8 protein-coding genes are annotated in these 13,170 nt (G+C 59.6%); 6 read left to right on the top strand and 2 right to left on the bottom strand.

The window, feature by feature from the left end:
- Window positions 1–6 precede the first annotated feature (6 nt).
- A complete protein-coding gene (locus EO087_RS16880; RefSeq protein WP_255417040.1) occupies window positions 7–138 on the bottom strand; it encodes a hypothetical protein in 132 nt (43 codons plus the stop codon).
- Between the two features lie 202 nt (window positions 139–340).
- On the opposite strand from EO087_RS16880, the gene EO087_RS02915 reads away from it, so the two are divergent.
- Entirely contained in the window at window positions 341–2,794 is a 2,454-nt protein-coding gene (locus tag EO087_RS02915) for an IPT/TIG domain-containing protein (protein WP_128897570.1), read from the top strand.
- 61 nt (window positions 2,795–2,855) lie between these two features.
- Complete coding sequence (locus EO087_RS02920; protein ID WP_205744419.1) at window positions 2,856–8,183, top strand: RHS repeat-associated core domain-containing protein; 5,328 nt, start codon at window positions 2,856–2,858, stop codon at window positions 8,181–8,183.
- A 2-nt stretch (window positions 8,184–8,185) separates the two neighbouring features.
- Here EO087_RS02920 and EO087_RS02925 read toward each other — a convergent pair whose 3' ends face one another.
- Complete coding sequence (locus tag EO087_RS02925) at window positions 8,186–8,671, bottom strand: hypothetical protein (protein ID WP_128897571.1); 486 nt, start codon at window positions 8,669–8,671, stop codon at window positions 8,186–8,188.
- 620 nt (window positions 8,672–9,291) lie between these two features.
- Between EO087_RS02925 and EO087_RS02930 the strand changes: the two genes are divergently transcribed.
- The 4 genes from EO087_RS02930 (at window position 9,292) to istA (ending at window position 13,159) form a co-directional block, all read left to right on the top strand.
- The gene (locus tag EO087_RS02930; RefSeq protein WP_240669113.1) at window positions 9,292–9,756 is read left to right on the top strand and encodes a hypothetical protein; all 465 of its coding nucleotides are present in this window, start codon (window positions 9,292–9,294) and stop codon (window positions 9,754–9,756) included.
- A 12-nt stretch (window positions 9,757–9,768) separates the two neighbouring features.
- The gene (locus EO087_RS02935; RefSeq protein WP_128897573.1) at window positions 9,769–10,167 is read left to right on the top strand and encodes a hypothetical protein; all 399 of its coding nucleotides are present in this window, start codon (window positions 9,769–9,771) and stop codon (window positions 10,165–10,167) included.
- A 116-nt stretch (window positions 10,168–10,283) separates the two neighbouring features.
- Window positions 10,284–11,429 (top strand): RHS repeat protein, encoded by a 1,146-nt coding sequence (locus EO087_RS02940; RefSeq protein WP_205744420.1) that lies wholly within the window; start codon window positions 10,284–10,286, stop codon window positions 11,427–11,429.
- A gap of 161 nt (window positions 11,430–11,590) precedes the next feature.
- Entirely contained in the window at window positions 11,591–13,159 is a 1,569-nt protein-coding gene (gene istA, locus EO087_RS02945) for an IS21 family transposase (protein ID WP_128897574.1), read from the top strand.
- Window positions 13,160–13,170: the final 11 nt, after the last annotated feature.

The following is a 13,170-nucleotide window of genomic DNA, read 5'->3' on the forward strand; positions in this document are numbered from 1 at the left end:
GGTCGTCTACATCGTCACAAAGCGCACGGTGGCGCCGCTGGCTTTGAGCGCTGCCGTGTCGGCAGCTTGCTCGGATGCATCATTGACGACCATCACCACGATGCCTTTCAGCGCAGTTGCCGAAAACGGCCCTGTCACGACGCCGTGCCATCAGACCACAACGCGGTTACGTCTGCCTACTGTGAAAATCTTCACGGATTATTCATGCCGAATCTGATGCCATTCGCAGACAACTTCACCCCCCTTTCACGCCGGGACAGGGCGTCAGGGGTTCAAGAGGTTCATGACGTTGAGATCAAGCTGGCCGTTTCCCAAGGAGCGGTAAGAAAAGGACTGTGCAATGGAATCGCTGGGGAACGGAAGGTGGGAAGTGGATGGTGCGCCATTTGGATCGAGCGCAAGCCCGTCTCGCCGGCGTTGGATCGATCGATGGTTTCATGCAGGCGTCACCGGTCTGCTTTGCTTCCTGCTGCTAGCTTCGGGTGGCTTGTCCGCACAAACCTCCCACTACGTCTACGACGCCAACGGTCGCGTCGTCGCAGTGACCGCGAGTAACGGCACCAGCGTCCAATACGGCTACAACACGCTCGGGCACGTGAATCAGGTCAGCACCCCCTTTGCGGCGGGGCAACTGGGGATCTTCTCGTTCATGCCAACCCATGGCAAAGCGGGGACACAAGTCACGCTTCAGGGGCAAGGTTTCGACAGCCAAGCTGCGAATGACACGGTGAGTTTCAACGGGACGGTAGCCAGTGTCACTTCGGCCGCGTCAACACAATGGGTGGCAACGGTTCCAAGTGGCGCCACCACGGGGCCGATCAGCGTGACGGTGGCGGGTAACACGGTCAGCAGTGCCACGTCCTTTGTCGTGGATGACACCGGGGTACCCCCTACGATTGCTCAGGTCAGTCCGGTGGTGGTGACGACAGGCCAGACGGTGACCGTCACCGGCGCGTATCTCGATCCTGTTGCGGGTGACACGCGTGTCCAAATGGGTGGCGGCAATATTCTCGCGTTGGTGAGTATCAGTGATACGCAGTTGCAATATGCCGTGCCAAGCGGTGCGATCAGTGGGCAAGTTACGGTCGACACCCCGTATGGGGAGGCGACGAGCACGTCGCCCGTTGTTGTGCTGCCTAGTTCGATCAACGCCGCCAACGTGGTCAGCAGTGGCTATGTCACGGCTGATGGTGCTGTAGCCCATCTCAACATCGGTGCTGCCGGCCAAATGGGTGCAGTGGTTTTCAATGGAACGGCAGGCGAATGGGCGAGCTTGCAGATCAGCCATATCACGACGGCGAGCAGCATTAGCTACATGATCTATGCACCGGATCATGTGCAGATTCAATCCGGAACCATTTCCACCACCTCGCCCACGATACATCTGCCGCCATTGACAACGAGCGGTGCGTACCTGGTGGTGTTTCAACCCAATACGACAGGCGCCCAGCTCACCGTGGCGATGGAAATAAACCCGGCGATTGTCAACAGCGTGCCGCTAGCACTCAGTACCGCAGGGGCGGCGCAGAGCAAACGACTGATTATCTCGGCCACGGCCGGCAGCAACCTGGAATTGACGTTGGAAAACGTCAATGTGGTGGGCGGCGGTGAGAACGGGGTGAATCTGGCTGTCTACAAGGCGGCAGGGACATCCATTGCATCATTTGGTTGCTATGCGGCCGGTTCCGGCGCTTCCTGCCGGGCGGCCTTGTGGAACCTGGCAAGCGGTGCCTATACGGCCATCGTGACACCCATGAACGGTGGCACGATGAGTTTCAGTGCGTTATTGCAAGCGGATATCGTGGGTGGCGCATTAACCGCGAACACCCCAGTCCCCGTCCATCTTGGCATGGGGCAGATCGAGCGCTTCACCTTCACCGCCAACGCCGGCGATACCGTGGCCTTGAACGTGTCAGGCGTCAGCACCACTCCGTCGGGCCAACCGCTGTATGCCTTAGTCTTCAGTCCGACCACGCAGGCGATCGCGACGAACAATGCGTATGTCAGCTTCAACACGGTCAACTCCACAACCATCAACCTGGCCAATCTCCCCGCGACGGGCACGTATACGGTGGTGTTCTACACCGCCATAGGCATTCCGGCCAGCGCACAATTGATGCTCGTGCCTGGCGTGACAGGCACGATGAACAGTAGCGGTGCAGTGCAAAGCTTCGCCACAACCACGCCAAACCAAAACGCCTATCTGCGCTTTACCGCCCATGCGGGCGATAACCTCGAGTTGGAACTGGAAAATGTTGCCGTCACCGGCGGAAGCAACAGCGTTGAGCTCAACGTCTACAACCCTTCCGGAAGCTTCTTAACAAACTTTACCTGCTATACAGGCTCCGGCGCTTCGTGCCGTGCCGCCTTGTGGAATCTCGTGTCCGGCGTCTATACCGCCATCGTTTCCCCAACCAATGGCGGCACAATCCGTTTCGATGCACTGTTGCAGCCCGATGTCATGGGTGGCGCATTAACCGCGAACACCCCAGTCCCCGTCCATCTTGGCATGGGGCAGATCGAACGCTTCACCTTCACCGCCAACGCCGGCGATACCGTGGCCTTGAACGTGTCAGGCGTCAGCACCACTCCGTCAGGCCAACCGCTGTATGCCTTAGTCTTCAGTCCGACCACGCAGGCGATCGCGACGAACAATGCGTATGTCAGCTTCAACACAGCCAGTTCGACGACGAGCAACCTGGCCAATCTCCCCGCGACGGGCACGTATACGGTGGTGTTCTACACCGCCATAGGCATTCCAGCCCATGCGCAATTAACGCTAATACCCCAGTAAAACGGATCAACACGGATCGAGCGATGAGTGGTCATGCCACGGCATGCCTAAAAGGACATTGATGATGAAAGTCAGGGAAACGCGCTGGAGTGGCGCACGGGTGGTCGGGATGATGGCGAGTGTCATCCTGCTGAGCGTGGTCGCCGTGTCGTTGCCAAAGGCATCGTCGCCCGAACGGGTCACGACCCATCATCACGCATACGTGCTACCCGCCTCGGCCGACATCCGTCGCACGCTCCTGCCCGACGGGCGCTTGCTTGAGGTGCATGGCGGAGAAGGTCTCGCTTATCTCCTTGATGAGGGCCAGCGCCTTCCCGTGAAACTGCCGGAAGCTCGTCGCTTCGGCTCGGTCACGGTGATGCCCGGTGGCGACGTGCTGCTCTGGGGCGGTGTCGATGCGCAAGGCCACATGCTGGACAACGGCGAATGGTTCCATCCATCCACGCAGCATTTCGTGCGCACGGGCGCGTTGGACTTGCCGGCGCGTGCCGGCCACACGCTTACCGTGCTGACGGATGGCAGCGTGCTGATGACGGGCGGTTGGTCGGTCGACGGCAAACCCGCGACCCTGTCTGTGGTGTGGCAGCCGCAAACCCGTCAGATCACGCTGCTGAGCAAGGCTGTATCACCGCGCATGGAAGCCAAGGCCACCTTGCAAAGCGACGGCTCTGTCGTGATCGAAGAGGGGGTCGATGAGCACGGCCTGCCGATCCACGAAGCGTGGCAATACGATCCCACAACGTCACGATGGTGGGTCGGCGTCACCGCGCCGGCCAAACCGGCATCGCTGATCACAAAAACCTCCCCCGACCAAAACACCACGTCCGCTTCCCTTCACGGCCCGCTGGTGATGCGCTTTGCAGCCCCTGTCGACGTGCGCCAACTCAACGATGGCGCGGTGACCTTGCTCGGTCCGGAAGGCGCGGTGCCAGTCAAGGCGATAGGCACCGAGGGTGGCCGCCTGGCCTTCGTGCAATTGCCGGATGATCTGTATCCCGGCTCGCGCTATACGCTGTTCGTGAAGGGCTTGCACACCGCAACCGGCGAGGCGGTGCCGTACACCGCGGTGGGCTTTACCACCGCCAGCCACGATGTCACTGGCGTGGTGTTGGCTGGGTCGGGGGCGCGTCCGGCAGCGAACACGCCGACGTCCTCGGAAACCGCTCTGCCCCCGCTCTATGTGATGGCCGGTGGCGGGCATGCGACATGCACGGGCGATCAACTTTGCCGAGATCACGGCTTCGTACGCGACGGGGCGTTCTATCCCGGCAAGAACAATGCGCCGGATGCAACAGGCGCCCACTGGCGCCTGTATGCCAAGTACCAACACCTGCCCGACACGCGTGCGCTGGAAGCGGCACTGCCAAAAAATATCACCGCATTCATCGGCCAAGTGCGCCAGATCGACGAAACGCCTGTCGCCAACGTGGCGGTGAGCATTGGCGATCAGATCGTGAAGACGGATGCGCAAGGTATATTCGTGCTGAAAGATCTTCCCGCCGGACGGCAGGAACTCTTCGTGGATGGCGACTCGGCCAACCATGGTCATGTGACATACGGTCGTTTTGTGGTCGGCGCCGACGTGAAGGCCCACGCCATCAGCCACATGCCATTCGTGATGTACCTACCACGCATCCTGCCGCGCGACGAGATCGCATTGCCGACACCGACCCCGCGCGAAGTGGTGCTTGAGCACCCGGACATGCCGGGACTGGAGCTACATATCCCTGCCGGTGCGGTGTTCAAGGATCGACAAGGCAAGGTGCTCACGCATATTGCGCTGGTGCCTACGCCGGTCGATCACGCGCCGTTCCCGTTGCCCGACAACTTCCCGATGTACTTCACCCTCCAGCCGGGCGATGCGGTGATGCAAGGGCTGACGCCGGAAGCCGCCAAGGGCATCCGCGTGGTCTACCCCAACTATGGCCAAGCGAAGGCCAACACGGCGGCTGATTTCTGGGTGTATAGCGCCCAAGACGGCTGGCAGATGTACGGCACTGGACATGTTTCTACCGACACCCAACATCTCGCACCCGATCCCGGCGTGGCGCTGACGCTTGCCTTGGGTGCGGGTGCGTCGATCAGCAGCGCCGCCGGAGGGACGGAGCAAAAGGTTTGCAATGCGCAAAGGGGCGAGCCGATCGACCTGCAAACCGGCATCCTGTTTCACGAGTGGGACGATCTGGCCATTCGCGACATCCTGCCGTTGACGCTGACCCGTACGTATAACTCGGCGAGTACGGCCTCGCAGATGTTCGGCATCGGTGGCAACAGCAACGTCGGCATGCATCTGGCCGGCACCACGCCCAACAACGATCACACCTTCAACACGGTGCAGATGGTGTTGCCGTGCGGCGAGGGGGTGAACTTCCATTTGGTCAGCGGTTCGGCCAATTGGCCGTTCCCGGCCGGTACCGTGTGGGAGCACACCGACACCGATTCGTCGCTGTATGGCGCCACCCTGCAGTTCGTCTACGACACCACGCCCAGCGCCGCCCATTGGATCGTGACGATGAAGGACGGCACGCAATACGCCTTCACCAATCATGTGCCCAACAGCCTGTCGTGGATACAAGACCGCTACGGCAACCAGATTCAATACACCTACAACGGCGGCCTGCTCGAACAAGCCCTCTCACCCAGCGGCCGCACCCTCACCTTCAACTACGACAGCGGTAACCGCGTCACTAGCGCCGTCGACCACAGCGGCCGCACCCTCGGCTATGCCTACAACAGCGCCGGAAGCCTGACCACGGTCACGTACCCGGACAACACCACCGAGCAATACACCTACGACGCCAACCACCACATGCTCACCATGCAGGATCGGCGCGGCCATGTGTGGGTGACCAATCAGTACGACGCCAATGGAAGAGTGACCAAGCAAACCTACGCCGACAACACGTCCTATCAGTTTGCCTATATCACTGACAGCAACAACGTCGTCACGGCGACCACGGTGACCGACCCGAATGGCAACCAGGAGCAGGTCGCCTTCGATCCAGTGAGCAGTTATCCCTCCAGCATCACGGAGGCTTACGGTACCTCGCTGGCGCAGACCGCCACGTTCAACCGTGAGTCGTCGGGCTTACTCGACAGCCAAACGGATGCCCTGGGCCGCACCACCGCCTACGCCCACGATGCGCTAGGCAACGTCACCCGCATTACGCGGTTGTCCGGTACGTCGAATGCGGTGACCACCCGCTTCACCTACACCAACGATTACAACCAGCTCGCCTCGGTGACCGATCCGTTAGGGCATACCACCACCTTCAGCTATACCCATGGCTGCCTCACGGGACGCACCGATGCGTTAGGTCATAGCACCACGATCCAGTGCAATGCCGCCGGCCAGCCGACGACGGTGCAGGATGCGTTGGGCCATACCGTGAGTCTTACTTACCGGGGCTACGACCTGCAGAGTGTTACCGATCCGCTTGGTCGCACGGTCAACTACGTGGTCGATACTTTGGGACGTCGGATTGCCGCCCGCGATCCATTGGGAAATGTCACGCTCACGCAATATGACAACAACGATCGTGTAACGGCTATGACAGACCCGCTCAATCAAACCACGACGCAAACTTACGACGGCAACGGCAACCTGCTGAGCGTGACGCTGCCCAACACCGGCGTGATCCACTACGCCTACGACAACCGCAACCGGCGGATCACGCGCACCGATGCCATGAACCAGAGCGAGTCGTGGACGTATGACGGCATGGGCGATGTGCTCACGCATACGGATCGCAAAGGCCAAACTACCGACCTCAGCTACGACGCGCTCAACCGCAAAAGCCTGGTGTCCTACGCGGATGGCTCCGGCATCCAGGCCAGCTACGACGCCGGCAACCGCATCACAAGCCTGACCGACTCGACCAGCGGCACGCTGAGCTGGGATTACGACGGCCTGGATCGCGTCACCAGCACCAGTGCGCCGCAAGGCAGCGTCAGCTACACCTACGATGCCGCCGGCCGGCGCACCAGCATGACCGCGGCGGCGCAAGCGACGGCCAACTACGGCTACGACAATGCGAACCGCCTCACGACGATCACGCAAGGCAGCGAAACAGTGCAACTGGCGTATGACGCCGACAACCGACGAGCCACGCTGACGCTGCCCAACGGCATCACCGTCAACTACGGCTATGACACCGCGAGCGAACTGACCGGGCTGACCTATACGCAAGGCAACGGCACCCCGCTTGGCAACCTGACTTACGGATATGACGCCGACGGAAGAATCATCAGCAAAGGCGGCAGCTTCGCCACGGACGTGCTGCCGACGGCGACCACACAGCCGGCGACGTTTGACCTGAATGATCGGGAGACGAATTTCAACGGGCAGGCGCTGACTTACGACGCGAACGGCAACCTGACCAGTGATGGGACGAACACGTATACGTGGAATGCGCGCAATCAGCTTGCGCAGATCAGTCAGGGCGGCACGGTGCAGTTGAGCTTCAGCTATGACGCTTTGGGGCGGCGGACCAGCAAGTCCATACAGGGCACTGCAACGCAATTCCTGTATGACGGCATGAATGCGGTGCAGGAAACCCAAGGTGGCACGATCAATCCGATCCTGATTGGTTTAGGCATCGACGAGCGTTTTGCGCGCAACGATGTCACGGGACGAACGTACTTCTTGACGGACTTGCTCAACAGCACGATTGCATTGACTGATCCGACTGGTGCAATCAGGCAGCGCTACAGCTACGACCCGTATGGGAACGTGACACCAAGTGACACGACAACGGGATTCACGAATCCGTACCAGTACACGGGGCGAGAAGCCGACAGCCCGGGCCTCTACTACTATCGAGCACGCTATTACAGCCCCATGATGGGTGGCTTTATCAGCGAAGACCCAATTGAATTCGACGGCGGTCAAAATAGCTTCTATGCCTATGTTGGTGGGGACCCGGTGGACAATGCGGACCCACTTGGCCTTGCTTCGGGACCTGTCTGCCAAGCTGCATGGGCAGCGGCGGGAGCGGCATGCGGTGGAGTTATTGGAGGAGGGCTTGGGGCTTTAGGAGGTGCGGTGGGTGCTGGTGGTGCTTGCACGCTTGTCGCACCAGGGGTGGGCACAGTTGGGTGCGGAGCTGCCGGAGGTTCGGCTGGTGGTTCTGCGGGCGCGGGCGCGGGAGCTGTGGCAGGTGGAGCAGTCGGCAGCTGGCTCGGTGGCAAAATGTGCAATGCGACTGATGATGGCTCGAATAAAGACCAATGCTATGCCAACTATGAGGAAGACATTAGTGTTTGTAGGGCTATTGCTCGTCGCAGAGGTTCATGGAAAGGTCGGGCTTGTTATACGTCCGCTGCTGATCGATTGGCCGCATGCGAGCGAGGACTTCCGTTGCCACCGCTGAATACATGGAATAACTAATGTCAGGCAGAATCTACAATCACTTGGTTACCGTTGATCTGGATAAGCATTGCATCCGAGTTTTTCGGGTTATGCCAAGCGGCGAGAATGTCTTGTTCACTGAGCTTCCTCTGCCAATGGAAGGGGGAGAGGGGTGGACAGATGGGCTGACTGCTGTTGCGCATGCTCTTGGCGAAGATATATTCATGGATTCGCCAGTGACGCGCGATTTTTTTGCACTTTGACTTAGGCGAGTCAGGGTGAAGGGTATTTTGTAAGGGCGTAGTGGCAAAGATAGTTATTGAATTGCCCGAATCGTTGCCCGCGCCAGCCTGGGAATGGGGGAGGATGCGAAACGCCCCCATCGTGAAGCGATGCCGGTTGCGCAAGAAACGCTTTGCCTTAGCGATTTCCGCACCGTCCGCAGTATCCTTTACACGGCTTTCGCTGCCACGGGTGAAAGCGCTTCTATCATTTCTGAGCTTCGCATGCTTCACGACGTCTTCCATTCCCGGAATCACCGGGACGAACCGTCGTAGCTCCCGATAGTGGGACCGTCCGCCCGGCGTGTCCCAACCTGCCCAACCTCGTCCCGACCTTGTCCCAACCTCGCGGACCGCATGGCAATGCGGGTTGTCCCAACCTGCCCAACCTTTTTGCGCCTCGCGCGTATATAGATTTGTTTCGGCCTTCGCCGGTTGTGTCTTATATGTGCGTAAACAGGTCGGGCAGGTTGGGTAGGTTGGGACAAGCCAGTCACACCAACGGTTTCGATGGCCCAACCTCATCCATCCGAGGTTGGGCCGGTTGGGACAACCCCGCCGCCATCGGTATATCGCCCCTGCAGCGCGGGTCCTCCCGAAGCGATCCGCATACGGGTTGCACAGCCGCATAACCGCGCTAATCGGAGCCATGCAACTTTGGTTCAAAAGGCGGCGTGGCGGTTTACCGGGTTCAAAAACAGGCTGCCATCGCACGGACTCATGCCCTGACGATGGCGCGCGACACGATCCGATGCGCTGATCGTCGCGCTGGGAAATGATTTGCCTTAGTCATTTCCCAACGAGCGGGCACGCTGCGCGCATGTGGGTTCATCAGTGAGGACCCGATCACGTTTGGTGGTGGGCAGTTGAGCTTCTATGCCTATGTCAACGGCAATCCAATTGCTTTTATTGATCCAAATGGGTTGTGGCAATTCACTGCGGGAGTTACGTTATCACCGTTTGGAATTGGTCCAGGCGGAGTGCTGACGTTTGGATACAATAATGGCCAATTCAATTTAGGTGGCTGGCTTGGAGCCAGCGTTGGAGATTCGATTTCGCTAAATTTGAACGATGCACCATGTCATACATCTGGAGCATTCCTCTCCACTCGTGCGGATGGGCGAGCAGGTATTGGAGCATTGGGAACAGATTTCTCAGCGCAATCGGGCCAGGACGGCAGCAGCGCGGATCTCACTACTGGAGTGCCAGGTTTTGAGCATTTATCGGGAGGCATTGGTATTGATAATGGACAAATAAGTGCAACACCACAGACGAATATTACTGGCGGTGCGCAAGCATTTTTAGGTGGCGGTGGGCAGATATATTTTTGAAGAGAGTAAATCATGACATCGCAACATATTTGGTTCTTTGCGCGTCTAACTTTGCTAGTGCTCGGCCTTATTGGGTTCGCTGGGTTCCTGCGTACCGGTTCCAATTTTGATCCATTAGCTGGCCTTATTTGTGGTGCCGTAGTTTTTCTTTTCGTTCAATCGACTGTGTCAAAGTACTCAACGAGAAAGGAGGATATTTTGTCGCTTGTTTCGCCATTCTGGTCGCCCTGGAAATACCCCCAGACTTATTGGTTTACTTTGGGAGCCTTGGTAGTTATTTGTTCAGTGGTTAATCTCTTTGTTCACGTTGGCATCATCATGGCAATTCGCCTGTATTCTGGCCTGACATTATTTGGAGTTGGTATTCTAGCGGGATCAATTTTTGCTCGTCGCCGATTGAGAAAAACTTAACACGTATACGTGCGATAACAGTTCGGTACGGTAACGGTTCCAGGTTCAGTTTGCGATGATGTTGAAGGTTGCGAATGTTGAGATGATCCAACATCGGGGTCAACATCGGGGTCAGGTTGCCTTATTTAGGATCACCCAACAACGATCACACCTTCAACACGGTGCAAATGGTGTTGCCGTGCGGCGAGGGGGTGAACTTCCATTTGGTCAGCGGTTCGGCCAATTGGCCGTTCCCGGCCGGTACCGTGTGGGAGCACACCGACACCGATTCGTCGCTGTATGGCGCCACCCTGCAGTTCGTCTACGACACCACGCCCAGCGCCGCCCATTGGATCGTGACGATGAAGGACGGCACGCAATACGCCTTCACCAATCATGTGCCCAACAGCCTGTCGTGGATACAAGACCGCTACGGCAACCAGATTCAATACACCTACAACGGCGGCCTGCTCGAACAAGCCCTCTCACCCAGCGGCCGCACCCTCACGTTCAACTACGACAGCGGCAACCGCGTCACTAGCGCCGTCGACCACAGCGGTCGCACCCTCGGCTATGCCTACAACAGCGCCGGAAGCCTGACCACGGTCACGTACCCGGACAACACCACCGAGCAATACACCTACGACGCCAACCACCACATGCTCACCATGCAGGATCGGCGCGGCCATGTGTGGGTGACCAATCAGTACGACGCCAATGGAAGAGTGACCAAGCAAACCTACGCCGACAACACGTCCTATCAGTTTGCCTATATCACTGACAGCAACAACGTCGTCACGGCGACCACGGTGACCGACCCGAATGGCAACCAGGAGCAGGTCGCCTTCGATCCAGTGAGCAGTTATCCCTCCAGCATCACGGAGGCTTACGGTACCTCGCTGGCGCAGACCGCCACGTTCAACCGTGAGTCGTCGGGCTTACTCGACAGCCAAACGGATGCCCTGGGCCGCACCACCGCCTACGCCCACGATGCGCTGGGCAACGTCACCAGCATCACGCGGTTATCCGGCACATCCAACGCCGTCACCACCCAGTTCACCTACACCAGCGACTACAACCAGCTCGCCTCGATCACCGACCCGCTGAATCACACCACCCGCTTCAGTTACACCAATGGTTGTCTGACCCAGGTCACCGACCCGCTGGGCCACGGCACCACGATCCAGTGCAATGCCGCCGGCCAGCCGACGACGGTGCAGGATGCGTTGGGCCATACCGTGAGTCTGCGTATTTCGGCCCATCGTGACCGCCCATTTCGGTAAGGCGTGACCGGTCATTTCGGTAAGCCGTGACCGCCCGTTTCGGTTGATCGTGACCGATTTTCGACGGTCACCGAAATCAGCGGTCACGGCTTACCGAAACGCGCCCCTCGTTGTGCATAACTTCAACGCAACGGCATCCTCCACGGCTTTTTGGAGTGGCGATGCCGACCCCGCGAGTAGCTATGCGCAAGATCAAAGAATGTCTTCGACTGAAGCTGGAGTGCGACCTCTCGCACGAACGCATCGCCTTGGCCTTGGGTCTGTCCAAGGGCGTGGTCAGCAAGTACGTGAAACGTGCCACGGCCGCCGGACTGGACTGGCCCGGCCTGTCCGCCATGGACGACAACGCGATTGCCGCCCAGCTGTGTATGTCACCACCCGCCGTGCGTGGCGAGCGGGCACCCATCGATCTGCCATGGGTGCATCGGGAGTTGCGCCGCAAAGGCGTCACGCGACAATTGTTGTGGCAGGAATACTGCGACGCGAACGCTGGCCGTCTCACGTACCAATACACCCAGTTTTGCCAGCACCTCCACGACTACACGGCCTCGCTGCGCCGTTCGATGCGTCAGTTGCACGTTGCCGGTGAAAAGCTGTTTATCGACTACGCCGGCCCCACCCTTGGCGTCGTCAACCCCGACACCGGCGAGCTGCAGCGAGCGCACATCTTCGTGGCCGTGCTGGGTGCGTCCAGTTTCACCTATGCCTGCGCCACACCGGGCGAAACGCAGATCGACTGGCTGCGCGGCTTGACGCAGGCGTTGGCATTTTTTGGTGGCGTGCCGGCGCTGGTGGTACCTGACAATCCGCGCGCGCTGATCACCCAGCCGGATCGCTACGAGCCCGTGCTCAACCGTGCTACGCAGGCGTGTGCAGAGCATTACGGCATGGCGATCCTGCCGGCCCGCCCACGACGCCCGCAGGACAAGGCCAAGGTCGAGGTCGGCGTGCAGGTGGTCGAGCGCTGGATCCTCGCGCGCTTGCGCCATCCGTGCTTTTTTACCTTCAGCGCTCTCAATCACGCCATCGCCGACCTGCTGACGGACTTGAATGCACGGCCGTTCAAGAAGCTCGACGGCTCGCGCCGTTCGTGGTTCGAGACGATCGACCGTCCCGCCCTGATGCCCTTGCCGGCGCAACCCTATGAGCCGGCGCGCTTCAAGCCGTGCAAGGTCAACATCGATTACCACATCGAGGTCGATGGCCATTACTACAGCGTGCCGCATAGCCTGGTACGCAAGACCGTCGAGGCGCGCATCACCGACACCACCGTCGAGATCCTGCATGCCGGCCAGCGCATCGCCAGCCACGTCCGCTCCCCGGCGCGCGGACGCCACACCACCGTCGCCGACCACATGCCGGCCGCACATCGTGCGCATCGGGAATGGTCACCCGGTCGCTTCCTGCACTGGGCCGACACGATCGGCGCGGCAACCCGTCAGTTGGTCGAGCACCTGCTGACCGAGCGCCCGCATCCGGAGATGGGCTATCGCAGTTGCCTGGGGCTGCTGGCGCTCGCGCGCCAGTACGGCGACGACCGCCTGGAAGCGGCCTGCGCACGCGCGTGGGCGATCGGTTCGCGCACGCGCAAATCCGTGCAGTCGATCCTGCACAACAAGCTCGATCAACACCCCTTGCCCAGCGCCATCGCCCAAACCGACTGGGTCACACCCGACCACGTCAACCTGCGTGGCCCCACCTATTACCGCGATCCACCCACCACTCACTGAAAAGGAGACCA

Source organism: Dyella sp. M7H15-1 (genome assembly GCF_004114615.1).
Classification (GTDB): Bacteria; Pseudomonadota; Gammaproteobacteria; order Xanthomonadales; family Rhodanobacteraceae; genus Dyella_B.

What these genes read in the sequence shown, in the direction of transcription:
- EO087_RS02915 (WP_128897570.1), top strand. Translation starts at nt 341, where the DNA reads ATGGAATCGCTGGGGAACGGAAGGTGGGAAGTGGATGGTGCGCCATTT.
- EO087_RS02920 (WP_205744419.1), top strand. Translation starts at nt 2,856, where the DNA reads ATGATGAAAGTCAGGGAAACGCGCTGGAGTGGCGCACGGGTGGTCGGG.
- EO087_RS02925 (WP_128897571.1), bottom strand. Translation starts at nt 8,671, where the DNA reads ATGGAAGACGTCGTGAAGCATGCGAAGCTCAGAAATGATAGAAGCGCT.
- EO087_RS02935 (WP_128897573.1), top strand. Translation starts at nt 9,769, where the DNA reads ATGACATCGCAACATATTTGGTTCTTTGCGCGTCTAACTTTGCTAGTG.
- istA (WP_128897574.1), top strand. Translation starts at nt 11,591, where the DNA reads ATGCCGACCCCGCGAGTAGCTATGCGCAAGATCAAAGAATGTCTTCGA.